The organism is Geobacter grbiciae (genome assembly GCF_018531165.1).
GTDB lineage: Bacteria > Desulfobacterota > Desulfuromonadia > Geobacterales > Geobacteraceae > Geobacter > Geobacter metallireducens.
This window is the reverse complement of sequence record NZ_JAHDIW010000024.1, coordinates 1-24870: the sequence shown is the minus strand read 5'-3', so window position 1 is coordinate 24870 and position 24870 is coordinate 1. Positions and strand designations below refer to the sequence as shown.

The following is a 24870-nucleotide window of genomic DNA, read 5'->3' as shown; positions in this document are numbered from 1 at the left end:
AGGTTGTTTGAGCATCACGTCTGGCCAGGAAGGCCAAGAAACTCCGCAGGCAGGAGCCCTGTGTCCAAGGAGGATGAACGTGACAAGAATATTATTAGCCATTGCGATATTGACTGCTGCGCTGTTCATTTCAGCTGTTTCATGTTTCGCGAAAGATACACAGAACGTGGCGGCGGGGCGTGACATCTGGTTTAAAAGCACTTTCGGCGGTGAACGATTTTTCAGCCTTATCCTCCCCAATCCTCCCTTCAATCTCCCGCTTGGTTTTGACCAGATGCTGACTTGGCCCCGCGACACCCGCTTCAACGAGTTCGGGGTCATCAATGATCCGGACTGCACTCCTGGTGACGCCTCGACCGGCAACTATGACCGGTGTGCAGATCCAGGGTCCGCGGGCGTGATCGGAATCCGCAAGTTCCCCAATCCTTCAGGAGGCGCTCCTCTCATCGGCGTTACCTGTGCCGTCTGCCATGCCGGATTTGACCCCAATCATCCCCCCGCTGACCCGAACCATCCGAAGGCTGAAAACATCCACCCCACCATAGGAAATCAGTATCTGGATATCGGGAAAATTTTCAGGGTCCACCTCTCGCCCCATGACCCACGCTATCAGGTGTTTTCCAGTTGGGCGCCCGGCACGGTGGACACGACGGTTCTGGAAAATGATCACATCAACAATCCGGGAATGATCACGCCGATCTGGGATGTTCCGGATCGTCCGTTCTTTGATGTCACAGTTGGCGGTGTTCCTGTCCGTGCCCATCGCAACGGGCAGGGAGGTGAAGATGATGCCGGCTGCGAAGCAGCTGCGCTCCGCGTTTACTTCAACATCGGCATGTGCGCTGCGGAATGCATGGTCGGGCACCTCGCCAACGGACCGGGAGGGAGTCAAACTCCCATTGATCTTGCCGAGTGCAGGAAAGTCTGTCCTGATCTCGTGGAGGCGGAGAGGGCTGTCGGTAAGCTCTGTGCCTTTCTCCAGACTCCCCGTTCTCCGCGCCTGGTGAACGCGCCGGATGGCCCTCGTCTTGTCGACTGGAAGGTCGTTGAAAAGGGAAAGCGGGTCTTCTTCAACGCGTGCGGATCGTGCCACTCGGACGGAGACCAGTCAGTAGCGCACAATGTTCTCACCGACGATCTGATCCATCCTTACTCGGAAATCGGCACGAACAGTTGCCGTGCCCGCACGACGAACTGGATGGAAGGGCGCATCTGGGCAGCGTTCTCTTCGGACCAGTACAAGGAGCGGCCCACCGGCGGCCCCGGCTTCTACCGCGACATGCCGCTTGTCGGCATCTGGGCGACCGCCCCCTTCTTCCACAACGACAGGCTGGGCCTCTATAATGGCGACCCGTCAGTTGCCGGTCGGATCGCAGCCTATGAGAATGCGATGGAACTGCTTCTGAATCCGGATAAGCGGGACGAAGCCGGCTCTATCCTGAGAACCAATGATGTCGTGCAACTTCCGACTCCGTCCGGTGTCGTGACGCTCCCGGCCGGGACTCCTGTTGCCGCGTTCGCCAATATCGACCCCGCAAGCGGCGACAACCTTTGCCCGGATCTCATCGAAAACGAGGGACACTATTTCGGCGCTGATCTTTCTGCGGAAGATAAGTATGCGCTGACGGAGTTCTTGAAGACGCAATGACGGGGAGATATTGAAGGGGGGTGGCGCGCCCGGAGAGATTCGAACTCCCGACACCCAGGTTCGAAGCCTGGTGCTCTATCCAGCTGAGCTACGGGCGCATTGCAAAAAGAAGCCCCCGTAACGGGGGCAAATGAAAAAAATGCTTTCTCTGATCTATACCACGTATCGGCGACTGTTACCAGAACTTGAGGATTAATCTTAAGGAAATCCGGAGAAAGTCAACGCAACAACCGTAATGAAACACGATAGAGGAAGGGAGGAAGACCATGCAATTACCGAAACTTGTATGCGTGTGCTGTGTGCTGGCGTTAGTGGGGGCAACGGCTGGAACTTACAATGACGCAAGGGCAGCCGAAGAGAAACCCGTGACTGATACCAGTGCAAGCCTTAAGGAAATGCCCCTCCTGGATGGAGAGGTCTGGCAAGCCATGACTGCCAGTGAAAGGATTGCTTTCATCTGGGGGATCGGGCATGTCGTGACGATGGAACGCGAAGCCGCGGAGCAACGGCCGGAACTGAAGAAAGCAGGACTTGCGGCGAAGATGGCTGAAGGATTGTCCGGAATCCCCATGAATGAAATCACCGGAATGATCACTGAATACTACAAAGAAAACCCTGGCTCACTGAATGAACCGGTGATGAAAGTTCTTTGGGACAGGATTGTCAATCCGAGGATAAAGGCCGGTTTTGTTGAGGGGACAAAGGAGTAGGATGATAGTGAGGAATGAATATTCAACGATAAGGCATCGCCAAACAGTTCGTGCGTGGCGTTGACACAAAGGAGATATCTTATGAAACCAAAAAGATTTATCGCAATAGCTGCCTTGGTTTCGGTAACTGCTGGTTGTGCGGGGATGACGCCAACCCAGCAGCGCACATTAAGCGGAGGCGCCATCGGTGCAGCGGGCGGTGCCCTGCTTACAGGAATCGCTGGAGGAAATGCCGCGGTCGGAGCTACTCTCGGTGGCGCGGCTGGAGCTCTTACCGGCTACATCCTTGGTGGGGGACACCACAAACGATAAAATGGCCTCTATGATCTGCAAACAAGCGGAGGCACCTGGTATCCGGTGCCCCCCGCTTGTTTGCAGTGCGATGTCTCCCGCAAACAGGAGAGACTTACCGGATGCTTTTTAATATATCGTCCGTCACATCTTTCACATCGACCTTATCGCCAAGATAGAGCAGGTCACGCTTCGGTACGATTACGGCAAATCCGTTGGCTTTGCCGTAATCGTCAGCAGCCTTCTGAATAGCCTTGGACATTGATTCTGTCAACTCTCCCTCTGTTTTCCGCATCGCTTTCTCGGCGTCCTGAACGTACTTCTGATATTCTCCGACCTTTTTTTCCAATTCCTTTACCTTTGCCTGCCGTTGTTGTGGCGTGAGGCTGGGTAGCTTTGCTTCAATATCCTTCTTCATGTTTTCGAGCTTTTTTTGCCGTGCGGCAATCTGTGAACGGTATTTCTCGGTTTTCTCCTTCATCTTGGCACTTGCTGCCTTGCCGGGAGCCGAGTCAGTGGCAATTTTCGATAAATCGACGTAACCGATTTTCACGGGCTGTTGGGCTTGTGATGGCTCTGCGAGCTTTGGGGGTTCGGCGGTTTTAAGTGGTTCAGGGGCTGGTTGGAGAATCTTTGGCGGTTCGGCGGCCGGTTGCGGGAGAACCTTTGGGGACTCTTCTGCCATGGCGGAAAAGGAGACGAGGCAGAGAAGGAGGGCAATGCTGGCGATTGGCTTCATAGGGCACCTCTTGCGAAATGTTGAACTGCATCACGGGACGAAGATACGCGGTTTGCACAATTCAGGCAAACAAAACCGTATGTTATGCACATTTCCCCCGATGTAAGAAGGAGTTGTACAACGTTGGGATAACACGCCAACTTTCGCCTTGACAGGGGGGGGATTTTAGTGAACATAACGACGGTAGTTGTGCCGTGCCATCAATGTTGATTGGATGTGAAAATATTTTTCAACGTTTTGCAGGGCTCTATCGTTTATTTGATAATGGAAGAAGAAAACCGTTCGACCCCAAAAGGGAACAAACGCGCTGCTCGATGGCCATTTGAGGAGGAATTGACGAATGAAAAGGATCTGTGCTGCCCTGTGCCTCTGTCTTGCCGCGGTCCCAGCTTCGGCTGCGGAAGGCCAGATCTCACTGCCCCTTGCGGAGGCAGTCAGGAGTGCCGTCGAAAAGAATCTTGACGTTAAAGCCGAGCTTTACAATCCCGCCATGGCCCAGGCCGATATCCGGAAGAACGAAGGGATTTACGATACAACCCTCCGTTTGACCACGGATTTCAACTATTCCGTTACTGAACCGGCCAGCTCATTTCTCACCGGCAGTCTCACTAACCGGCAGAAAACCTTCGATATCAATCCCGGCGTAAGCCAGCTCATACCGATAGGCGGAACCCTCGGGCTGACCTTCAACAACACGTACAACAGCAATAATTCTACGAGATCATTCAATAATTACTGGAATTCCGACCTTACCGTGAACCTTACCCAGCCGTTGCTGAAAAATTTCGGAAGGGAACCGACCGAGCTTGCCATCATGGTGGCGCGAAACAGCAAGGGGGAGTCCCTGGAACGCTTCAGGACCACGCTTTCCGACACGGTTGCGCGGGTGAGGAATGAGTACTTCAAGCTCTACAGCCTGCGCGGGGATCTGGAGGTGAAAACAACCTCTTTGCTCCTGGCCCGGAAGATTCTCGACGACACCAAGGCTCGGGTAAAGGCGGGGGTTCTGCCTGCCATGGAGATCCTTAATGCCGAGTTCGGGGTGGCGAGTCGGGAGAAGGATCTGATCGATGCGGAAAAGGCGGTGCGCGACCAGAATGACGTGCTGAGGGTGCTCCTGCAGCTTCCGGGCAGGGACGAGATTGTCCCGGTTGACATGCCGACGAAAGAACCTTTCGCCGTCAACGAGAAGGAGATGGTCAAGCGCGCCTTGGACAATCGCTCCGAAATCAGAGAGCAGTTGGCCGCCCTCAAATCGAGGGAGCTTGAAATGCGGGTGGCCCACAACAGGACGCTTCCCGACCTGAACCTGAGCGCCAGCGCTGCGCTGACCGGCCTTGATTCCCACTACAACCGGGATATGGAAAAGATCGGTTCGGCTGATTATCCGGTCTGGGGCGTAGGATTGCAGTTCGCGTACCCCTTGGGCAACAATGCCGCCGAGAACGATTACATCAGAAGCAAGCTCCGCTTGGAGCAAGCCAGGACCCAGGTGCGCAGCCTCGAAGCGAATGTGGAGAACGATGTCAAGGCCGCCATCCGGGGGGTGGAGTCGGGATACAAGCAAATTGATGTTACCGAGCGGGGCAGGGCCTTTGCCGAAGAGCGGCTTCGGTCCTTCATCAAGAAGAACGAAGTGGGGCTTGCCACCACAAAGGATGTACTCGATGTGGAAAACGATCTGGCCGCGGCCAAGATCAACCAGATCAATGCCTTGGTTGGGTACACCGATGCCATAACCCAGCTCTGGCGGACCACGGGAGAAATCCTCGACCGGACAGGGGTTCAGTTGTCGGACACGGAGGGTGATTCCCTCTACGAGCGGCACGCCCACAACTGAAACCATCCTCTAATCGCTCCAAACCCACCGGAGATACACCATGAATCTATCTCTCTCGCCCCGTGACCCGTCGAGGAGCGGTATCCTGTCCCGTCATGCCCGCCGACTGATCGTGCATGGGGCAGCTTTTTCCCTCATTGTCACACTTGTCGCCTGCGCCAAGAAAGAGCAGAAACCTGCTGCCAAGCCGCCGGTCCCGGTAGCGATCGCCACGGTTGAGCGAAAGACCGTCCCGGTCCAGATCAAGGCCATCGGCAACGTGGAGCCTTACGCCACCGTGGCCGTCAAGGCACAGGTGAACGGCGAGGTGTTGAAGATTCATTTCACCGAGGGACAGGACGTGAAAAAGGGTGACCTCCTTTTCGCCATAGACCCGCGCACCTATCAGGCAGCGGTGAAGAAAGCCGAAGCCAATCTTTCCCGTAACCTCGTCCAGGCACGGAACGCCCGGCAGGACGCGGAGCGCTACGCCCAACTGGTGAAGGACGGCATCGTGACTTCGGAGCAGTACGAGCAGTACCGGACCAGGGCCGAGGCCTTTGCCGCCGATGTGTCCGCCGACCGGGCCGCCGTCGAGAACGCGAAGGTGGAGCTTTCCTATTGCTTCATCCGCTCCCCCCCTGACCGGCCGCACCGGGAATCTGGCGGTCCATGCGGGGAACATTGTAAAGGCCAATGAGAACCCCCCCCTGGTCACTATCAACCAGATAACGCCGGTCTACGTGACGTTTTCCATTCCCGAAAAGGACCTCGCCGAGGTCAAGCGCCGCATGGCTGCAGGAAAGCTGGCGGTGGAAGCGACCATTCCCAACGACGCCGGGCCGGCGGAGCAGGGGATGATCTCCTTCCTCGACTACACGGTTGACATGGCCACCGGCACCATCAAACTCAAGGGGACCTTCGAGAACAGGGCACGTCGCCTCTGGCCTGGGCAGTTCGCCAACGTGGTTGTGACCCTCGCGGCCAGGCCCAATGCGATTGTGGTCCCGACCCAGGCGATTCAGACCGGCCAGAGCGGTCCCTATGTCTTTGTGGTAAAGGCTGACTCTTCGGTAGAAATCCGTCAGGTCACCCCGGGCATTGCCTACGAAGGGGTCACCATTATCGAACAGGGGCTCGCACCCGGTGAAAGGGTTGTGACCGACGGCCAGATGAGGCTCACGCCCAAGGCCAGGGTGACGGAAAAACCGGGACCGGGGACCAGGGACCAGGGACCGGCAAAACCCCGGCAAGCTTCTGGCCAGCCCAAGGGCCAGCAACCATGAGCATCGCCGAGGTTTTCATCCGGCGGCCGGTCATGACGAGCCTCGTCATGCTGGCTGTCATGCTCTTCGGTCTCCTCGCCTACAGCAAGCTGCCGGTCAACGACCTTCCCACCGTCGACTATCCGACCATCCAGGTTTCCGCCAGCCTTCCCGGCGCCAACCCCGACACCATGGCCGCGTCGGTAGCGCTCCCCCTGGAGCGGGAGTTCTCCACCATAGCCGGCGTGGACTCCATGAACTCCACCAACGGTCTCGGAACGTCCCGCATCACCATCAAATTCACCCTGGAGCGCGACATCGACGCCGCTGCCCAGGATGTCCAGGCAGCCATCTCCCGGGCCCAACGCCAGCTCCCCCAGGACATGCCGGCTCCACCGTCGTTCCAGAAGGTTAACCCGGCGGACCAGGCAGTTCTCTATCTGGCTCTCAGCTCGCCGACGCTTCCCCTGTCAACGGTCAATGACTATGCCGAAACCATGATCGCCCAGCGGATTTCCATGGTCAACGGCGTGGCCTCGGTGCAGGTCAACGGTTCCCAGAAGTACGCGGTGCGGGTCCAGGTGGACCCCAAGGCGCTTGCGGCCCGCAAGATCGGCATCGACGAGGTGGCCCAGACCCTGGAGCGCGGAAACGTAAACCTCCCCACCGGCACCCTCCAGGGAAAGCACGAGGCCCTCACGATCCAGACCAGCGGCCAGCTCTATAGCGCCAAGGAGTATGAGCCGCTCATCGTCGCCTACCGCAACGGTTCGCCGGTCCGCCTCGGCGAGATCGGCAAGGTCATCGACAGTGTGGAGAACGACAAGGTTGCCGGCTGGTACAAGCAGACCCGCGCCATCATCCTCGCCATCCAGCGCCAGCCCGGCACCAACACCATCGAGGTGGTGAACCATATCAAGGAGCTGATTCCCCACTTCCGCTCGCAACTCCCCGCCTCGGTGGACCTGAACATCCTTTTCGACCGGACCGGGGGGATCAAGGAGTCGGTGGCCGACGTGAAGTTCACCATGATGCTCACCATCTGTCTCGTCATCCTGGTGATTTTCCTCTTTCTGCGCAACCTCCCCGCCACACTGATTCCGAGCCTCGCCCTGCCGCTCTCCATCGTCGGAGCCTTTTCAGCCATGTACCTGATGGGGTTCTCGGTCAACAACATAACCCTCATGGCGCTGACCCTTTCGGTGGGATTCGTGGTGGACGACGCCATTGTCATGCTGGAGAACATCGTTCGACACCTGGAGAAGGGAGAGGACCCCAGGGAGGCGTCGTTGCGCGGCTCCCGGGAGATCGGCTTCACCATCGTCTCCATGACCATTTCGCTGGTGGCAGTCTTCATTCCGGTTCTCTTCATGCAGGGGATGCTCGGTCGACTCCTCCACGAATTCGCCGTCACCATCAGCCTGGCAATCCTCATCTCCGGTTTCGTTTCCCTCTCGCTCACCCCCATGCTCTGCAGCCGCTTCCTCCGTCCCCATGGCGAGCAGCGCCACGGCCGGTTCTACAATTTCATGGAACGGTTCTTCAACGGCATGTACCGCTTCTACGAAGTGACCCTGGCGCGAGTCCTGAGACTTCGCCGGACGGTGCTGGCCGGCACGCTGGTCTTGACGCTCCTCACCATCTGGCTCTTCACGAAGGTACCCACGGGCCTGTTGCCGAGCGACGACATCGGTGCCATCTTTGCCATGACCGAAGGGGCCCAGGGAATCTCCTTCGAGGAGATGAAGGCCAAGCAGCAGCAACTGGCGGCCATCGTGCTCCAGGACCCGAACGTGGAGGCGTTCATGTCAACGGCAGGGGCTTCGGGGAGCCGTGTGTCGTCCAACTCGGGTTTCATGTTCATCCGCCTCAAGCCTCGCCAGGAGCGGAAGCTGAACGCCGATCAGGTGATTCAGCAGTTGCGCCCCAAGGTCATGGGGGTGCCGGGGATTGTCATGTTCCTCCAGAACCCGCCGCCGATCCGCCTGGAGGCCCGGCTGGCGAAAAGCCAGTATCAGTTCGTGCTCCAGAGTCCCGACACCGAGGATCTCTACGCACGTGCGGCCGAACTGGAGGCAAAGCTGAAGCAGGTGCCGTTGCTGCTGGACGTGACGAGCGACCTTCAGCTTCAGAATCCACAGGTTCAGCTGGACATCGACCGGGACAAGGCATCGGCCCTCGGGGTCACCGCCCATCAGATAGAGGACGCACTGTACTATGCCTACGGTGCGCGGCAGGTCACCACCATCTTCGCCCCCGACAATCAGTACAGGGTGATTCTGGAGTTGGAGCCCCAATATCAGACCGATCCGACAGCCCTCTCCATGCTGTATATACGCTCCCAGAAGGGGGAACTGGTCCCCCTGAATACCCTGGCAAACTTGCGGCGCACCCTCGGCCCCCTGTCGGTGAACCATCTGGGGCAGATCCCGGCGGTCACCATCTCCTTCAACCTGCGGCCCGACACCCCCCTGAGCGAGGCGGTGTCAGCCATCGAAAAGGTGAGCCGCGAGACGCTTCCCGCCACCTTCACCACAAGCTTCCAGGGGGTTGCCCAGGCCTACCAGCAGTCCACCACGGGGCTCACGGTTCTGATTATCATGGCGATTGTTGTTATCTACATCGTTCTCGGCATCCTCTACGAGAGCTACATCCATCCCATCACCATCCTGTCGGGGTTGCCTTCAGCCGGCTTCGGGGCGCTCATCACCCTCATGCTCTTCGGCAAGGAGCTAAACCTCTATGGTTTCGTGGGCCTTATCATGCTGATCGGCATAGTCAAGAAGAACGCCATCATGATGATCGACTTCGCCCTGGAGGCCCAGCGCAGTGATGGGATCCCCCCCCTGGAGGCGATCCACCAGGGCGCCCTTGTCCGTTTTCGTCCTATTATGATGACCACCATGGCGGCTCTCATGGGAACCCTTCCCATCGCCCTCGGCATCGGGGCAGGGGCCGAGGCCCGGCGCACCCTCGGGCTTTCAGTCGTGGGGGGGCTTGTCGTGTCGCAGCTGCTGACCCTCTACATCACGCCGGTCATCTACTACTATATGGATCGCATGCAGGAGTGGGTAAAGACGCGTTTCGGGATCGGGCAGAGTTCCCGGAAGGAGCGACAGGCGGCAGGGTAGGGCGGTTGCGCGCGGCGGACGCCTGTATATACTTACCCTGCGTGTGGGGTTGGTTGCCGACCCCGATTTTCTGAAAGGGGGCCATGCCATGAGAAAGCTCGTTTTGCTTCGTCACGGCGAAAGCGTCTGGAACAGGGAGAACCGTTTCACTGGCTGGACCGATGTGGGGCTCAGCGAGAAGGGGATCGAGGAGGCAATCAGTGCCGGGCGCACGCTGAAAGAAGAAGGGTTTGTTTTCGACGTGGCCTATACGTCGGTCCTCAAGCGGGCCATCAAGACCCTCTGGCTCGTCCTGGAGGAGATGGACCTCATGTGGATCCCGGAATATCGCCACTGGAGACTCAACGAGCGCCACTATGGAGCGCTCCAGGGGCTCAATAAGGCGGAGACAGCCGAACGGCACGGCATGGAGCAGGTCATGATCTGGCGCCGCAGTTACGATATCCCGCCGCCTCCCCTGACTCCAGACGATCAGCGGTTTCCGGGAAGCGATCCCCGCTATGTATCGCTTTCACCCGCAGAGATCCCCCTTGCCGAATCCCTCAAGGACACGGTCGCCCGTTTCCTCCCCTACTGGCACGAAACAATCGCCCCTGCCGTGAAAGAGGGGAGACAGGTTCTCATTACCGCCCACGGGAACAGCCTGCGGGCCCTTGTAAAATACCTGGATCTGGTCTCTGACGCCGAAATCGTCAACCTCAACATCCCCACCGGCATTCCCCTTGTCTACGAACTCACGGATAACCTGACACCCATCAGGAGTTACTATCTCGGCGATCCGGATGACGTGGCCAGGGCAAGCAGGATGGTGGCGGATCAGATAAAGAAGTAAGTATCGCCTTGAACTCCTGGTGCCGGCGTCAAGCGATAAAGAGTCGTCCCTTCCTCTTCGCGATAAACCCTTCTGCTTCCATCTGCTTCAGGTTGCTCAGCACCGCATCCTGGGGCTTGTTCAGAAAAGACGTAATTTCTTCAAGCGTTATGCCTGGTCTGTCCAGTATTGCCTTAAGTATCAGGCTCCGTAGTTCCCGATTGGATCCCTTGAAGGGGCTCTGGGTTGCGTGATGAGCACTGCGTCGTGAAGGATTGCCGTGGAGCCTCTTGAGGTGGGCGCCGTAGTCCATGAGGGCATAATACCATTCCCGCGGATTGCCATAATCGAGAGCCCCTTCGACCAGGGGTGCGATCTCGCGGTCATGGACCTTTTCGGAATCATTGAAGAAGTGATGGATGAAAACGGTTCTGATGTTGGTTTCGATGAATACGGAAGGCACGGAGAAGGCAAAGGCAGCCACGGCTCGCGCTGTGTAGTGGCCTATGCCGGGGAGCTTTTCCAGTTCCGCGATGGTGGAGGGGAGGGTGCCGCCATATTCTGTTACGACTGCTTCGGCGCACCGCTTCAGATTGAGGGCCCGCCGGTTGTAGCCGAGCCCTTGCCAGGCGGCAAGAACCGCGTCAAGTGGGGCTGCGGCAAGTGACCTGAAATCGGGGAATGCCGAAAGGAATGATATATACTTACCTATCACCCTGTCGACCTGGGTCTGCTGAAGCATTATCTCGGAAACGAGGATGGAGTAAGGGTCACGGGTTTCACGCCACGGAAGGGTGCGCCCGTGGCGCCGGTAGTGGCCATAAACAATCTGTCGGAAGAGGATGGTAGCCTCCGGGGTGAGTTCCCCTGAGGAATACATCTCCCTGAAGCGGCTTTCCAGGATCAATGGTCGTGATAGCCGAGAACAACCAGGATGCAGGTCCCGTCGGCAATGACGCTGATGCCGTGTCTGCGACACGCCTCGACGGCGGCATCGCTTTCGGCTCCCGGTTGCATCCAGATGTTCTTGATCCCCTTGCGGGCAGCCATCTTAACCACCTGCTCGGTCACCGGGGGAGGGGTAATTACCGAGATGCTCTCCACGTCATCCGGAAGATCCGTTACGCTCGGAACGCACGCCGTTCCCTCGATTTCCTGCTCCTTCGGATTGACCGGGATAACCCGCAGGTTCTTCTGCTGGTAAACGCGCAACACCTTGTTGCCGTACTTGTGCCGGTCCGCCGAAGCGCCGACAACGCCAAAGGCCTTTGACTGGAAAAAGAGATCAAGCTGTTCCTTGGTATTCATGGTCACTCCTCCCTGAAGCGTCTTTGGTCACTAGTATCCGTCATTTCAGATGCTTTGCAACCAGCATCTCGATAAGTTCACCGATGGTTGTCCGTTTGTGTGCCGCGGCAATCTTCAGCTTCAGGTGGAGATCCTCGCGGATATTCGCCGTGAGACGCACATCTCCCTCGGGCACCAGTCCCGACGTCGGGCGGGCCTTGGCCGTTCCTTTGCTCTTGCCTCGCGCTTTCTGGCTCGGTTTCCTCGTTGCTGCTTGTTCCCGGGCAACGACTTTTTTTACTTCCTTTTTCTTGGGCGTTTCCGAATCTTTCCCCCTGGCAGCCTTCTTCGGAGCGGGCTTCTTCTTTTCCGGTTCCGCAGGGGTTTCAAAGAGGGCCATTTGCCCTTCAAGGGGTTCGCTGTTCATGTTGACCTCCCGGCATGCAAATCGATGCGAAATTTAACCATACATACTTACCCAAGTAAACAGAAAGGTCTCGCCAACAGGGAGATATTTTGCATTTTGGCACCTCCCATGGTACTATCGCTCCGCTCAAAAAGCTGCTAATGAAATCATTGAACAGGGGAGCAACCAATGTACAAATTGGCGATTCACACATCTTTTGCCGCTGCCCATTGTCTCATCAACTACCAGGGAGACTGCGAGAATCTCCACGGACACAACTGGAAGGTGGAAGTGGCCGTGACGGCCTGGGAGCTTGACAAGGCTGGCCTCGGGATCGATTTTAAAATCCTCAAGCAGGAGACGAACGCAATCCTGCGCACCCTCGACCATAAATACCTCAACGAGTTGACCCCGTTCCGGGAAATTTCCCCGTCTTCCGAGAACATTTCCCGCTTCCTTTACGAGGAGCTTTCCAAGCGGCTCAATGACGGCAATGTCAAGGTCGAGAGCATCACCGTCTGGGAGTCGGACAACGCTGCCGCCACCTACTATGAGTAAGCCGACCGCAGAACTGGCTGAAGTTTTTTCCTCTGTCCAAGGAGAGGGGATGCTGATAGGGCTGCGGCAGGTTTTCGTCCGCTTCCGGGGCTGCAACCTCTCCTGCGACTATTGCGACACCCCCACTGAAATAACCGCCGAGCCCTGCCTTGTGGAGCAGACTCCCGGCCGGCGCGATTTCGTCCCCACCCCAAACCCCGTGACCCTTGATCGCATCGTCTCACTCATCGACGGATGGCAGCGGGGATGGCCGGGAGTCCACCATTCCATCAGCATTACCGGCGGGGAACCGCTTCTCAGTCACACCGCTCTTTCGGCCTGGCTCCCGGAACTGAGAAATATCCTTCCCGTCTATCTGGAAACCAACGGCACCATGCACTCGGTCCTTGGGCTTCTCATTGACCATATCGATATCATCGGCATGGACATCAAGATCCCTTCCACTTCGGGAAGCACCGGCCTGTGGGACGACCACCGGAGTTTTCTTCAAATTGCCGCCAGAAAGAATGTCTTTGTAAAAATTATCGTAGGGGATGAAACGGAGGAATGGGAAATTATCCGCGCCAGTGAACTGATTGCCGCCATAAACAGCCATATTCCCCTAATCCTCCAGCCCGTCACCGAACCGGGGGGGAGAGTCGGCATTAACCCCGTCAGGGCGCTGGAATTCCAGGAGATTGCCTGCCGCCACCTGGATGAAGTTCGCATCATCCCCCAGACCCACAAGTTCATGGCCCAGCTGTAAGGGAGGACGGGAGCAACGTGATCGTCGAAACAATGACCATGGTCGAATTCGAGGAGGGGCTGAAGCGGACCAGGACGGTTTTCGTCCCCTTCGGGTCCGTTGAAGAGCATGGTTGCCATTTGCCGCTTTCCACCGACACCATCCAGGCCTACGAGGTGGGGAAGAAGGCAGCCCTGCAGATTCCGCTCTTCGTGGCCCCGCCCATTCACTACGGCTCTTGCCGCTCCACCTCATGCCACCCCGGCACCATCTCCATCACCACCGCAACCCTCAAGTGCCTCATGAAAGACATCGTTCGCTCGCTCTACGCGCAGGGGATGAGGAATTTCATCATTCTTACCGGCCATGCAGGGGGCTCCCACCGCATGGCCCTTCAGGACGCCGGCGAGGAGCTTCTACCGGAGATTCCCGACATCAGGATTGCGGTCGTCACCGAATACGAGCTTGCCAGCCGGGAAGGGAAGGGGATCATCGAGACGGAAGGGGACGCCCATGCCGGCGAAATCGAGACGTCGCGGATTCTGCACACCCATCCGCATCTGGTGCAGGGGAGGGGAGAGCGGGAATTCCCCTCGTTCCCCACGGGCATCCTGGTCCGGAACAAGAGGAAATACTGGCCGAACGGCGTCTGGGGCGATCCCGCCAAAGCCACCGCCGAAAAGGGGAAACGGTTGGAAGAGCTGGTCGTGAAAAAGATTGTCGAACTTGCTGCGGCACTGGAACAGTTTCAGGAGTGAACAGGGGCCGGACTTCTATCCATGATCCAACGCACAGGGACGGGGCGATTATGGTGGGTAAGGGAAAGCGGTTTGTTGTGTATTGCACATTTCTGGTGTAGTATTGAGCATGAAGGGAGGTGCTCACAATGCTGCTGACTCAGATTCGACCGTCGGAAATTGACCTGCACAGCACGGAAGCACGCGGCGCCTTGGCCAAAATGATCATCAAGCTCTTTACCCATTGGGGGCTGTCGACTGCCGACCAACTGGAATTGTTGGGGCTTAGCCCAAAGAGCCGCGGTCTTCTCGCGAAGTATGCAAAAGGTGAGGCTTTGCCTGAAGGGCGCGATTCTCTCGACCGGGTCGGTTATCTTCTGTCTATTCACAAATCGCTGCGGCTACTCTACCCATACAATCCCGAAATCCGTTATTCCTGGGTGAATCGACGCAACACCGCATTCAACAATCTCACCCCTCTGGCGGTTATGAAGGAACAGGGAATTATCGGGCTCGCCAGGGTGGCGCGATATCTCGATTATTACCGAGGGCTCTAGTGAAGGCCCTGTTCGTAAAAACCAATGATTTCCAGGGGGACGTATTCCGGAATATCGTCTCATTGCGTGAATCGCTCGATCTTTTTGACGATCTCACCGACGAGGCGGGCCAGAGTCAGTATGCGACCGTTGCTGAAGCAAGAGTTAAAGAATTAATTCCTATCGGCCTGATCGATAGGGGTTTTCACTACACAACAGCCATTGACTACCCGTTCACCAAAGAGCCATTTTTACTTTCGCGCTATGGGAATGGGTCGTTCGGCGTGTGGTATGGTTCCCTGCAATTGGAGACCAGCATCCATGAAACCGTCTTCCATATGATGCGAGAGGAATCGCAGGTTGAAGGGTTAACGGGGCGATTGGTGCGGGAAAGGGCTGTGTATCTGGTCCGCGCCCGTGCTGTTCTGATAGATCTGGTCGGGAAAGAAAAGCGATACCCGGATCTTGTTTCCGATGATTACAGCTTTACGCAGCAGATCGCTGAACGATTGCACAAAGAAGGGCATCCCGGGTTGCTGGCTCCCTCGGCGCGGTGTGCCGGAACGAACCTGGTGGCGTTCACCCCGAATATCCTGAATGACCCGCGGGTGAACTGTTATCTGACCTATACCTACGATTATCAGGCAAAGAGTGTCGAGGTTGAGCGGCAGCCTGGAGATGTTATTTATTCTCATCAGTTCACTTAGGCGGATTTTTTGGAGAGCGCTGGCACCTGCGACCCTGGTGCCACCAATAAATTTCACAAATGGAGGGAAACATGGCAGTAACCGTTATTGCGAAGGTTGTAGTGAAAAAGGAGTTCATCGAACCGGTAAAAGCCGAGCTTCTCAAGCTGATCGACCCGACGCGGCGAGAGAGAGGGTGTATGGAGTACAGACTCCATCAGGACAACGAAGATCCTGGGGTGTTCATATTTTATGAGAACTGGGAAAGCATGGCCTCCCTGGAGCAGCACATGATCACCGACCATTTCAGGAACTATGTCTCTGCAATAGAAGGAAAGCTTGTCAAGAAGGTCGTGAATAAAATGACCGGGATCTGAGTCGAGGTACCATGGAATCTGGTGAAACGATAAAGTGAGTGATGACTGAAGCCGCACGAATCATCGACGCAGGATCTTCTTTGCGCGCCAATTGCCTACCCATTCACTCATACGTTCCAAGACCACATAGAACACCGGAACGAACGGGATGGCGAGAAGGGTGGAGGAGATCATGCCTCCGAAGACGACAGTGCCGATGGCACGTTGGCCCGCCGAACCCGCTCCGAATGCGACCACAAGCGGAACGACTCCCAGGATGAAAGCGAACGAGGTCATGACGATCGGACGGAACCGGCGGCGGGTTGCCTCGATGGCGGCCTCGGCTATGGACATCCCTCCGTGGTGGAGGTCGCGGGCGAATTCCACGATAAGGATGGCGTTTTTGCTCGCCAGGGCAATCATCAGCACTAGTCCCACCTGAGTATAGAGGTTGTTGTCGTAGCCACGGATGATGAGGGCCAGAAGGACTCCGACCAGCGCTATCGGGACCACGAGAATGATCGCTGCGGGCGAAGTCCAGCTTTCGTACAGGGCCGCCAGGACCATGTAGACCAGGATGACCGAGAGGGCGTAGATGAAGTAGGCTTGTTTGCCCACTTTCTTTTCCTGAAAGCTGGTGGAGGTCCAGTCGAAGTCAATCCCCTCAGGGAGCTTTTCGGCGGCCATCCGCTCCATCAGGGTCAGGGCCTGGCCGGAGCTGAAGCCGGGGGCGGCGGAGCCGAAAATGGCGGCGGTTGGGTAGAGGTTGTACCGGGTTATCAGTTCGGGGCCCTGGGTCTGCCTGACAGTAATCAGGGCGCCGAGGGGAACCATCTCTCCCCGTTGGTTGCGCACATAGAGTTTTCCTATGTCCTCGGGCCTGATGCGGTAAGGGCTGTCGGCCTGAATATAGACCTGGAAGACCTGGTTGTATTTGTTGAAGAGGTTCACGAACGAGGATCCGAGGTATGCCTGGAGGGTTTCGAAGACATTCGACATGGGTACCAGGAGGGCCTCCGCCTTGGTCCTGTCGATATCCAGGTACAATTGGGGGCTGCTTAGGCTGAAGGTGGAGGCGAGGCCTTTCAGTTCAGACCGTGAGTTGCCGCTTCGCATCAGCTCGTCAGTGGCATCCTTGAGCCGTTCAAGACCGACGTTCCCCCGGTCCTCCACCATCATCTGGAAACCGCCAGTCTGACCGAGGCCCCGGATTGGCGGAGGGATGACCACAAACGCCTGTGCCTCCTGGACCTCGGCAAGCTGGCGATTGATGCTCGCTATGATCCTGTCCTGGTTCAGGGCGGAGCCCCGCTCGCTCCAGTCCTTGTAAACGACGAAGGTGGTGGACATGTTTGAGACGTTGGCACCATCCAGGATCGACAATCCGCCGATGTGGACCCAGAAGTCGACACCGGAGGTCTTTTTGAGAATCTCGTTGATCTGCGCCGCCACCTTCTCCGATCTGGGCTGTGAGGCCCCTTCGGGGATGCGGGACACCAGGACGCCGTAACCCTGGTCCTCGGTGGGGAGAAAGCCGAGGGGGCGATTTATGAATACCAGGAACGAGGTTGTGACGATGATGGCGAAGATGACAACGAACAGAACCGGTCGTTTCACCATCCGGGAGACTATCCCAATGTAGACATTGGTGAAGGACTGGAACGCCCGGTTGAATCCCCGGTAGAACCAGTTAGGCTGTTTTTCCCCGCGCGGCCTCAGCCATAAGGCGCACTGGACCGGCTTCAGGGTAAGTGCGTTGATGGCGCTGATCACAGCCGTCGAGGCGATTACCAGGGCGAACTGGCGAAATATCTGCCCGGTGATTCCCGGGAAGAAGGCCGCCGGAAGGAAGACTGCGACCAGGGCAAGGGTAATCCCCATCACCGGCCCGGTCAGTTCCCGCATCGCCTTGATGGTGGCCTCCTTTGGGGCAAGCCCCTTTTCGATATAGTATGAGCTGCTTTCCACGATAACGATGGCGTCGTCCACCACGATCCCGATGACCAGCACCAGCGCGAACAGGGTCATCAGGTTAATCGTGAAACCGAGTCCGGCCATGGCGATAAAGGCGCCAATGATGGTGACCGGCACAGTGGTTGCCGGAACCAGCATCGCCCTGATGTTCTGCAGGAACAGGAGGATGACGAAGAGCACCAGGAATGCGGCTATGAAGAGCGTGTCGTAGACACTGGAGATCGCCTCCCTGACAAACTTGGTGGTGTCGTAGCGGATGGCGTGTTTCATCCCGTCGGGGAATTTCTTGCTCATCCCGTCCAGAGCCTTGTAAACGCTGTCGGCCACATCGATGGCGTTGGCATCCGGAAGGGCGAAGACCACGATCTGGGCTGATTTGTGGCCGGTGAACCGGGCGTAATTACTGAAGTTCTGCTGGCTCAGATCCACCCGTGCCACGTCTCGCAGCCGCACCACCTGCGGAGCCGGGCCGGTTGCGGTCTTGACGACGATATCTTCGAACTGCCCCACATCAGAGAGCCGGCCAAGGGTGGTAACGGTGAACTGGAAACTCTGGCTCGCCGGAACCGGCGGGGCGCCGAGCTGTCCCGCCACCACCTGGACGTTCTGTCTCTGGATGGCGGTCAAAATGTCGCTTGTGGTGAGGTCGAAGCTCTGGAGCCTCTTGGCGTCGAGCCAGACCCTCATGCTGTACGGACCAGCGCCGAATACCCGTACCTGGCCGACGCCGGGGAGCCTGGCCAGCGGGTTTTGCAGGTTTATGACGGCATAGTTGGAGAGGAAGATCTCCTCGAATCTCTCATCCTCAGAATAGAGGCTGGCCACCAGCAGGATGTTGGGGGAGACTTTTTTTACGGTGACTCCCTGCTGCTGCGCCCCGCCCGGAAGCTGGGCCAGGGAGGTGTTTACCAGATTCTGGACAAGGGCCAGGGAGGTGTTGAGGTCGGTTCCGACATCGAAGGTGATGGTCAGACTATAGGAGCCGTCGCTCCCGCTGGTGGACGACATGTAGATGGAGCCTTCCACGCCGTTCACCGCTTGTTCGATAGGTACCCCGATGGTCGCCGCGACAACCTCCGCGCTTGCGCCGGGGTAGCGCGCGGTCACCTGTATGGTCGGCGGTACGATCTGGGGGTACTGGGCCACTGGCAGGCGATTCAGGAATATCAGCCCGATGATGACCGTGACCAGCGCGATGACGTTGGCGAAGATGGGGCGTTCGATGAAGAACTGGGAAATCACGGCTTAACCTTCGGTTCCGCGGTGGTGCGGGAAGGGGCGGATGTTGGCTCCGCATTCTCCTGTAGGGGGGTTACACGGCTTCCGGAGGGGGCTTTCAGCTGCCCTTTGACGATGACCCATTCGCTTCCGTCAAGGCCTTGTTCGATCACGCGCAGGGAATCCTCCTGGTGGCCTGTCTTGACGGCGCGCCGCTCCACCGTATTTTTGCCGTTCACGGTCAGCACGTACGACCCCTGCTGGTCGCTTCTTATGGCCGTGTCGGGAATCAGGAGGGCGACCCTTCTCTCCAGCGGGAGGCGGACCTTCGCGTACAATCCGGGGAGTATCCTTCCTGACGGATTCCGGAAGACTCCCCGTAACAGCAGCGTTCCGGTGGTAGGGGTGAGGCTTGTGGCGGCAAAATCGACATAACCCTTGTGCGAATATCCCTCTTCCTGTGCAAGGGCGATAAAAACCGGGCGTTTTTCTGTTTTGGCAACGCCGGGAAGACTGTTTGTCTTGAGCATCCGGGCCAGATCCAGGTCGCTGACCGTGAAATATACGTAAATGGGGTCGATCTGGATGAGTTGGGCAAGAACGGTGTTGTTCGTTTCAGAGCCCACCAGATTTCCCGGGTCCTGCTGTCTTCGATCGATCCGTCCGCTAAAGGGGGCCGAGACCAGGGTGTAGCCAAGATTGAGCCTTGCGAGGTCCCGATTCGCCTCCGCGGCTTTCAGGTTGGCCCTGGCAGAGTCCCGCTGGTATCTCCAGTTGTCCACGTCAGTCTGGGTAGCGGCCTTATGGGGCAACAGGTTGGAGTATCGGATCAGTTGACCTTCGGCGTATTCAAGCTGCGATCTCAGCGCCATGACCTGGCCTTCGGCCTGGCTGAGGGCGGACTCATAGGTGTTCCGCTGTATCTGAAAGAGCGGTTGACCATTGTTGACCATCTGCCCGTCCCGGAAAAAGACCTTCTCAAGATACCCGGGAACACGAGCGACCAACTGCACAGAGTTGACGGCCTGGGTGTTGCCGGTCAGTTCCAGGTAATCGGTAACTTCACGTTTCAGGGGGTGAGAAACAGTCACCTTCGGGGGCGGGGGAGGGGGCGGCGGGGGCTTCTTGCATCCGGCCTGAAGAAGGGCGAGAAGTGGCAGGATCCAGAGCACAAGGCAATGTAAGGGTTGGAAAGAGGTTTTCATTCCGCGAAACATAGCCGCATTGCCTCCCTGGCCCGTATCAGACTATCGAATGTCTCCGCTCAGTACTGATCTATTCATGATGCCGCGGCAAAACGGTCACCAGTCCGGCCCCCGGACCCCTGGCTTGCGCTCCGGCGGGACGGGCGGATTGTATGATGCCGGGGCGAGGAGTTTTCCCCAATCGGTCCGCTGTTCCATTTTTTCTCTGATTTCAGGGGGAACCAGTTCTTTTCCTTCCCGTATCTCCCAACCGCCCCCCAGTGCCCTGTACACACCAACCAGACTGCTCGCGATGTTGCCCATGGTCGTGGCAAGGCTGTCCTGCTCATTCAAGAGGGACTGCTGCGCGATAAGCACAGTGGTGAAGTCCTTGATCCCCTGCTGATACTGGAGGACCGCAAGATCGAGAGATCTCGCCGCAGCGGCTGTGCTCCGCGCCAGGAATTCGGCCCGGTCGCGGGCCCGCAGGAAGGCTACCAGGTTGTCTTCCACCTCCTGCTGGGCGGTGAGCACCATGTTCTGGTAGGTGATGAGCAGTTCCTGGAGCCGGGCATCCTGGAGCCGGACATTGTTCGAAATCCGGCCGTAATTGAGGATGTTCCACTGGAATGATGGGCCTGCCTGTATGAAGCGGCTGCTCCAGTTGAACATGTCGCTCAGGCTGGCACTGCCGATATCGGTTGAGAGGAATCCGAACGTGCCGGAGAGGGAGAAAGCGGGATAGAGGTCAGCCTTTGCCACGCCGATCTGGGCGCTCTGGGCCGCTGCACGGTGTTCCGCGGCGCGGATATCGGGCCGGCGGCGCAGCAGGTCGGCCGGGATGCCCAACACAATCTGGGGGGGAGAAACGGGGATATGGGCAGGGCCATTCAGATAGCCGGACAGATCACCCGGCGCCATTCCCAGCAGGACGCTGAGACCGTGTTTCGTCTGCCGGAGTTGCGCTTCCAGGGAGGGGATCGTGGCAAGGGTGTTATTGAGCGAAGTTTCGGCCTGATCCAGATCCAGCTGTGTTGCTGTGCCGTACTTGAACCGGGCTTCAGCGATGTTCAGGTTCTCTCTCTGGGTTTGTGCGTTCCGGCGGGCAATGTCGAGTCGTGTTTCCAGGGTCCTGATGGTTATGTAGGAATTGGCGACATCCGCCGTAAGAGCCACAAGTGCATTGTCGTAGTCGGCCACAGAGGCAAGCCAGCTTGCATCGGCCGATTCGATGGCCCGCCTGTACTTGCCCCAGAAATCGAGTTCCCAACTGGCAGTCAACCCGATCTGCGATTGCCAGAACGATAACCCTGAGCCACCTCCGAGCGACGCGCTGCTTTGGCTGGCGGAAGATTGTTGGGTGCCGGTCTGCACAGACCCCTGGCTTGTCCTGTTGTAGTGAACCGAGCCAAAGCCCTGCTGGGTCTGCGGGAAAAACTCTCCGACCACTATGCCGAGCAGCGCCCTGGCTTCGAGCACTCGCGCTCCGGCGATCCTGAGGGTGAGGTTCTCACGGTAAGCGAGGTCAATAAGGCGGTCGAGGATCGGGTCGTTGAATACCCGCCACCAACTGCGATAATCCGCGGGGCCGGTTTCCCCCTGGTTTTCTCCTGCCTCCGTCCAGTCAGATGGAACCGCGACATCGGGCCGGTGAAAATCCGGCCCCACCTTGATGCAACCAGAGAGGATGAACACGACGGCTGCCAGCACTACGCACTGACGCCGGCTATTGCTGAAGGTGGTACGTCTCTGAACAAACATTGCCGTACGAGCCCATCCTTGGTCCGTTCACTGCTGGAATCGAGGTTACGGTAGCACCTTTCGGCGGTCGTTCGGCAGTGACAGTCGGCAGTAATGCTGTTTCACGCGAGGCTGAGAATGACGATAATAAACCCTAGCAACAATACCCCTTATGTCAAGAAAGGAGGCGCGTCGGAGAGCTTACTGATACTCCTTCCCTGAATATGATTGTTTTGGGATAAAGACACTAAAGGTTGTCCCCACTCCCGGTTTTGAGTCGCACTCGATCCGTCCCCCGAAGCGACGCACAAGGGTCTTCACGTAGGCGAGGCCCATCCCTTCTCCCACGGTATCCGGGCAGTTTCCCCGACGGAACAGCTCAAACATCTTCTCCCTGTCACCCGGTGCTATTCCGCGTCCGTTGTCGCTGATGCGGAGAGTCGTCCCATCCGCTTCTTCGTAGGCGTTGACTTCGATGCGTCCGGGGCGTTCCGGTGCCAGGTACTTGACCGCATTGTCCAGCAGGTTGCCAATGATCTGCTCAAGCGCCATTTTGTCTATGATGATTTCCGGAAGCTCGCCGACCGTGACCGTGACGCTGCGCTGCTCAAGCTGGTGTCGCAACGATTGCAGGATTGAATGGACGATCGTTGTGACGCTGACTGTTTCGAGCCTGATTTCTCGCCGCCCTATATAAGAGAGTTGCAGTACCGCATTGATGAGCGCATCCATCCGGTTGACCGAAGAGCTGATGAATGCGAGCGCCTCTGGTGCATCCTGCTGCAAGGCGCACCTGACCTGCTCACGTTCTTTTCCGCTCAGCGTGGTGAGAGAGTGCTCAAGGAGGGGGATCGCGTCCTTCAGCGCCAGATCGAGCTCGGAAGCAAACCCTTTAATGTTGATGAGCGGTGCCCGAAGATCGTGCGAGACCATATAGGCAAAGCTTTTGAGCTCATCGTTGATGTCCCGCAGTTCCCCGGAATAACGTTGCAGCTGCTCTTCAGCGCGCTGGCGCTCCACAAGCTCACGCTGCAGCTGTTCGTTGGCGTCCGCGAGTTCCGCCGTACGGCTTGTCACTGTTTGCTCAAGATCTCTGCGATGCAACTCCAGCTCGCTATCCCTGCTCTGGATCTGGACCAGCATCTCGTTGAACCCTTGCGCCAGGGAGCCGAGTTCGTCATCATGCCATGCCGAGGCCCGCACGGAATAGTTGCCCTCGCGGGAAACGGTACCCATTACCTGCACCAGATCAAGGATGGGGCTGGTGACAGCCCGTTGCATCCTTGACAACAGGAGGAAGGCAACCCAGAGCGATCCCGAGAAGACGATGACCATGATCACTGTATACCACCCCAAGCGTCCATGCAGTTCCCTGAGATCCGATTCGATCAGTATGGTTCCGATCGGCTGCTGGTCGAGGATGATGGGCTCGACCACAACAATGCTGTTGGCAGCAATAGAGTAGCCGTTCTTCGGGGGAGGGGAGATCGGTTTGACTCTCTCCCCGGTTCGCAGGTAACGGGCAAATACCTCACCCTCGCGGGTATGAATTGTCGCTTGGACGATATTGGGCGCATCGCTCAGAGCCCCCAACATTTCATGTGCCACCCTCGGATTGTTAAAGCTCAGTGCCGCCGTACTGTTGCTGCCGGTGATCCGTGCCTGAACCGTCAAGCTGTTCACCAGGGAGCGGCGGTATGAAACCATCTCATTGAATATCAGGACAGCCCCGGATATGAGCAGTGCTACGCCGGTCGTCGCCATGCTGATCAGCATCATTTTCCGCGTTATCGTCGCTTGTCGAAATATCCGCATACCAGCACTCTATTGCGAATCGCGAACGATTCGCGCCAGGCTCAGCAGCTTGGAGCTTATCTGCAGGCCTGCGCGTTTCCCTGCATCCACATTGATTTCAAAGCCGACTTTATCGTTTTCTACGACGAAATTTATCACCCCGCCTTTCTGGGCAAACTTCCTCATGTCGCCGACCGAAAGGATCTTCGCTTGCCTGAGGAAGGGGATGATACGCGAAAGATGGTTTATTTCCGAACTGCTGACGAAGAGGATATGACAGTCTCGTATGTCGTCGACATCCTTGAATTTGTTTATGAGGACCTTCCTTCCATGAATGGTCTTGCCCCTGATCGATGCGAGGGAGGTGCCAAACGGATCGTCGCCGAGAATCCCCAGGATGATCGGTGAAGTGGCATCGGCAAACGCGTCCTTGGGCCACTCGACGAACCGGGCGAAATTGAGGAGGAACGCCAGCTTGACCTGGTACTCGCTGGGAAGGCGCTCCTCCGCCTGAACGGTGGGCAGACTCAGTATGCACCACGCCAGTATGATGAGGATTGTGACAGCTCTCTTGATCACAGGGTCTTTTCTGTATATCCGTTGTCTTGGTTGATTTCGATGTGGGTTGCGTTGCTGCCGACTAATAGCGCCAGGTGATTTTCCCGTAATAGCTCCGCTCCACCTCCGTGGGGGCGGTAGAAATGATAACTGATTTGAACTCGGGATGATGATTGTCGGCAAGGTTTCTGCCAACGAGTGAAAGCTCCAGGTTCCTCGTTGGTTTCCATGCCAGGCGTGCATCAAGCGTTACATAGCGGTCTATCTCGAAATACGGCAGGTTATCCATATACCGTACCCAGAGGTCCAATTCGACGTTTCTGCCAAGGTTCATGGATGAGCGGAGTGAGCCCTGGTGTTGTGGACTTGTCCCCTCAACAAATTTCAGGTAGTCATTCGAACTATTTTGGAAGCCGCTGCTGGAATCAAGCCCAAGCCTCATCTCCAATAAAGTGTATGCCGCCTGGAGTCGCCACCACTCAAGGGCTGACCAATCGGCAGCCACTTCAACCCCATAGGTCTCACCATGCATATTATTGGAAAGTATGCCCGGCAGAACGAGATGCGGCGGAGCCGGGGACGTTTCGAGAAAAGGGGTGTCTATGTCAAATGAACGCAATCTTTGAGTCTTTCGTTTTTTAGTTGAAGCGCCTTTGGTTGAGGAGTCCGCAGTGCTGGTGGACTTTCAGAAGGAAGTA

Annotated in this window: 23 protein-coding genes and 1 tRNA gene; 13 read left to right on the top strand and 11 right to left on the bottom strand. The window is 57.3% G+C overall.

Going from position 1 to position 24870, the window contains the following annotated elements; translation table 11 throughout:
- Positions 1-79: 79 nt before the first annotated feature.
- The gene (locus tag KJB29_RS17955; protein ID WP_215735700.1) at positions 80-1648 is read left to right on the top strand and encodes a c-type cytochrome; all 1569 of its coding nucleotides are present in this window, start codon (positions 80-82) and stop codon (positions 1646-1648) included.
- Between the two features lie 21 nt (positions 1649-1669).
- Here KJB29_RS17955 and KJB29_RS17950 read toward each other — a convergent pair.
- Positions 1670-1746, bottom strand: a tRNA-Arg gene (locus tag KJB29_RS17950).
- A gap of 168 nt (positions 1747-1914) precedes the next feature.
- On the opposite strand from KJB29_RS17950, the gene KJB29_RS17945 reads away from it, so the two are divergent.
- Positions 1915-2358: a hypothetical protein gene (locus tag KJB29_RS17945; RefSeq protein ID WP_215735699.1), complete on the top strand. Its 444-nt coding sequence runs from the start codon at positions 1915-1917 to the stop codon at positions 2356-2358.
- 406 nt (positions 2359-2764) lie between these two features.
- Here KJB29_RS17945 and KJB29_RS17940 read toward each other — a convergent pair whose 3' ends face one another.
- Positions 2765-3388 carry an OmpH/Skp family outer membrane protein gene (locus KJB29_RS17940; protein ID WP_215735698.1) on the bottom strand — a complete coding sequence of 208 codons (624 nt, stop codon included), beginning with the start codon at positions 3386-3388 and terminating at the stop codon, positions 2765-2767.
- A gap of 340 nt (positions 3389-3728) precedes the next feature.
- On the opposite strand from KJB29_RS17940, the gene KJB29_RS17935 reads away from it, so the two are divergent.
- From KJB29_RS17935 to gpmA, 5 genes are all read left to right on the top strand, one after another.
- Complete coding sequence (locus tag KJB29_RS17935) at positions 3729-5228, top strand: TolC family protein (protein ID WP_215735697.1); 1500 nt, start codon at positions 3729-3731, stop codon at positions 5226-5228.
- 40 nt (positions 5229-5268) lie between these two features.
- A complete protein-coding gene (locus tag KJB29_RS19450; protein ID WP_246561948.1) occupies positions 5269-5907 on the top strand; it encodes an efflux RND transporter periplasmic adaptor subunit in 639 nt (212 codons plus the stop codon).
- Positions 5828-6493, top strand: coding sequence for an efflux RND transporter periplasmic adaptor subunit (locus tag KJB29_RS19445; protein ID WP_343213580.1), 666 nt, complete (start codon positions 5828-5830; stop codon positions 6491-6493). Before KJB29_RS19450 ends, KJB29_RS19445 begins: the two co-directional genes overlap by 80 nt.
- Entirely contained in the window at positions 6490-9603 is a 3114-nt protein-coding gene (locus KJB29_RS17925) for an efflux RND transporter permease subunit (protein ID WP_215735696.1), read from the top strand. Before KJB29_RS19445 ends, KJB29_RS17925 begins: the two co-directional genes overlap by 4 nt.
- An 88-nt stretch (positions 9604-9691) precedes the next feature.
- On the top strand, positions 9692-10435 hold the full coding sequence (gene gpmA, locus KJB29_RS17920; protein ID WP_215735695.1) for a 2,3-diphosphoglycerate-dependent phosphoglycerate mutase: 744 nt from the start codon (positions 9692-9694) through the stop codon (positions 10433-10435).
- 28 nt (positions 10436-10463) lie between these two features.
- On the opposite strand, the gene KJB29_RS17915 is transcribed toward gpmA, so the two are convergent.
- From KJB29_RS17915 to KJB29_RS17905, 3 genes are read right to left on the bottom strand one after another with little or no spacing between them, the layout of a single operon-like run.
- Positions 10464-11294, bottom strand: coding sequence for a winged helix-turn-helix transcriptional regulator (locus KJB29_RS17915; RefSeq protein ID WP_246561946.1), 831 nt, complete (start codon positions 11292-11294; stop codon positions 10464-10466).
- 23 nt (positions 11295-11317) lie between these two features.
- On the bottom strand, positions 11318-11722 hold the full coding sequence (locus tag KJB29_RS17910; RefSeq protein ID WP_215735693.1) for a CoA-binding protein: 405 nt from the start codon (positions 11720-11722) through the stop codon (positions 11318-11320).
- A 40-nt stretch (positions 11723-11762) separates the two neighbouring features.
- Complete coding sequence (locus KJB29_RS17905) at positions 11763-12128, bottom strand: hypothetical protein (RefSeq protein ID WP_215735692.1); 366 nt, start codon at positions 12126-12128, stop codon at positions 11763-11765.
- 168 nt (positions 12129-12296) lie between these two features.
- On the opposite strand from KJB29_RS17905, the gene queD reads away from it, so the two are divergent.
- The 6 genes from queD (at position 12297) to KJB29_RS17875 (ending at position 15725) form a co-directional block, all read left to right on the top strand.
- Positions 12297-12665 (top strand): 6-carboxytetrahydropterin synthase QueD, encoded by a 369-nt coding sequence (gene queD, locus KJB29_RS17900; RefSeq protein WP_215735691.1) that lies wholly within the window; start codon positions 12297-12299, stop codon positions 12663-12665.
- Positions 12658-13410: a 7-carboxy-7-deazaguanine synthase QueE gene (locus KJB29_RS17895; RefSeq protein WP_215735690.1), complete on the top strand. Its 753-nt coding sequence runs from the start codon at positions 12658-12660 to the stop codon at positions 13408-13410. Before queD ends, KJB29_RS17895 begins: the two co-directional genes overlap by 8 nt.
- A 17-nt stretch (positions 13411-13427) precedes the next feature.
- Complete coding sequence (locus KJB29_RS17890; protein WP_215735689.1) at positions 13428-14147, top strand: creatininase family protein; 720 nt, start codon at positions 13428-13430, stop codon at positions 14145-14147.
- A 128-nt stretch (positions 14148-14275) separates the two neighbouring features.
- Positions 14276-14683, top strand: coding sequence for an MbcA/ParS/Xre antitoxin family protein (locus tag KJB29_RS17885; protein WP_004511403.1), 408 nt, complete (start codon positions 14276-14278; stop codon positions 14681-14683).
- Positions 14683-15369 (top strand): RES family NAD+ phosphorylase, encoded by a 687-nt coding sequence (locus tag KJB29_RS17880; protein ID WP_215735688.1) that lies wholly within the window; start codon positions 14683-14685, stop codon positions 15367-15369. Before KJB29_RS17885 ends, KJB29_RS17880 begins: the two co-directional genes overlap by 1 nt.
- A 71-nt stretch (positions 15370-15440) precedes the next feature.
- Complete coding sequence (locus tag KJB29_RS17875; RefSeq protein WP_215735687.1) at positions 15441-15725, top strand: putative quinol monooxygenase; 285 nt, start codon at positions 15441-15443, stop codon at positions 15723-15725.
- A gap of 60 nt (positions 15726-15785) precedes the next feature.
- Here KJB29_RS17875 and KJB29_RS17870 read toward each other — a convergent pair whose 3' ends face one another.
- From KJB29_RS17870 to KJB29_RS17845, 6 genes are all read right to left on the bottom strand, one after another.
- Positions 15786-18920: an efflux RND transporter permease subunit gene (locus KJB29_RS17870; protein ID WP_215735686.1), complete on the bottom strand. Its 3135-nt coding sequence runs from the start codon at positions 18918-18920 to the stop codon at positions 15786-15788.
- Positions 18917-19987 carry an efflux RND transporter periplasmic adaptor subunit gene (locus KJB29_RS17865; RefSeq protein WP_343213579.1) on the bottom strand — a complete coding sequence of 357 codons (1071 nt, stop codon included), beginning with the start codon at positions 19985-19987 and terminating at the stop codon, positions 18917-18919. The genes KJB29_RS17870 and KJB29_RS17865 overlap by 4 nt, the downstream gene beginning before the upstream one ends.
- 210 nt (positions 19988-20197) lie before the next feature.
- Positions 20198-21841: an efflux transporter outer membrane subunit gene (locus KJB29_RS17860; RefSeq protein ID WP_215735684.1), complete on the bottom strand. Its 1644-nt coding sequence runs from the start codon at positions 21839-21841 to the stop codon at positions 20198-20200.
- Between the two features lie 180 nt (positions 21842-22021).
- Positions 22022-23635, bottom strand: coding sequence for a sensor histidine kinase, YfiR-like protein-associated (locus KJB29_RS17855; RefSeq protein WP_215735683.1), 1614 nt, complete (start codon positions 23633-23635; stop codon positions 22022-22024).
- Between the two features lie 9 nt (positions 23636-23644).
- On the bottom strand, positions 23645-24193 hold the full coding sequence (locus KJB29_RS17850) for a TOL_0243 family YfiR-like periplasmic protein (RefSeq protein ID WP_215735682.1): 549 nt from the start codon (positions 24191-24193) through the stop codon (positions 23645-23647).
- Positions 24194-24254: 61 nt separating this feature from the next.
- A complete protein-coding gene (locus KJB29_RS17845) occupies positions 24255-24791 on the bottom strand; it encodes a TonB-dependent receptor domain-containing protein (RefSeq protein WP_281412973.1) in 537 nt (178 codons plus the stop codon).
- Positions 24792-24870 lie beyond the last annotated feature (79 nt).

Excerpts from the sequence above, each read along its gene's own strand:
- KJB29_RS17945 (WP_215735699.1), top strand. The coding sequence starts at position 1,915 with ATGCAATTACCGAAACTTGTATGCGTGTGCTGTGTGCTGGCGTTAGTG.
- KJB29_RS17940 (WP_215735698.1), bottom strand. The coding sequence starts at position 3,388 with ATGAAGCCAATCGCCAGCATTGCCCTCCTTCTCTGCCTCGTCTCCTTT.
- KJB29_RS17935 (WP_215735697.1), top strand. The coding sequence starts at position 3,729 with ATGAAAAGGATCTGTGCTGCCCTGTGCCTCTGTCTTGCCGCGGTCCCA.
- KJB29_RS19450 (WP_246561948.1), top strand. The coding sequence starts at position 5,269 with ATGAATCTATCTCTCTCGCCCCGTGACCCGTCGAGGAGCGGTATCCTG.
- KJB29_RS17925 (WP_215735696.1), top strand. The coding sequence starts at position 6,490 with ATGAGCATCGCCGAGGTTTTCATCCGGCGGCCGGTCATGACGAGCCTC.
- gpmA (WP_215735695.1), top strand. The coding sequence starts at position 9,692 with ATGAGAAAGCTCGTTTTGCTTCGTCACGGCGAAAGCGTCTGGAACAGG.
- KJB29_RS17915 (WP_246561946.1), bottom strand. The coding sequence starts at position 11,294 with ATGTATTCCTCAGGGGAACTCACCCCGGAGGCTACCATCCTCTTCCGA.
- KJB29_RS17910 (WP_215735693.1), bottom strand. The coding sequence starts at position 11,722 with ATGAATACCAAGGAACAGCTTGATCTCTTTTTCCAGTCAAAGGCCTTT.
- KJB29_RS17905 (WP_215735692.1), bottom strand. The coding sequence starts at position 12,128 with ATGAACAGCGAACCCCTTGAAGGGCAAATGGCCCTCTTTGAAACCCCT.
- queD (WP_215735691.1), top strand. The coding sequence starts at position 12,297 with ATGTACAAATTGGCGATTCACACATCTTTTGCCGCTGCCCATTGTCTC.
- KJB29_RS17895 (WP_215735690.1), top strand. The coding sequence starts at position 12,658 with ATGAGTAAGCCGACCGCAGAACTGGCTGAAGTTTTTTCCTCTGTCCAA.
- KJB29_RS17885 (WP_004511403.1), top strand. The coding sequence starts at position 14,276 with ATGCTGCTGACTCAGATTCGACCGTCGGAAATTGACCTGCACAGCACG.
- KJB29_RS17875 (WP_215735687.1), top strand. The coding sequence starts at position 15,441 with ATGGCAGTAACCGTTATTGCGAAGGTTGTAGTGAAAAAGGAGTTCATC.
- KJB29_RS17860 (WP_215735684.1), bottom strand. The coding sequence starts at position 21,841 with ATGTTTGTTCAGAGACGTACCACCTTCAGCAATAGCCGGCGTCAGTGC.
- KJB29_RS17855 (WP_215735683.1), bottom strand. The coding sequence starts at position 23,635 with ATGCGGATATTTCGACAAGCGACGATAACGCGGAAAATGATGCTGATC.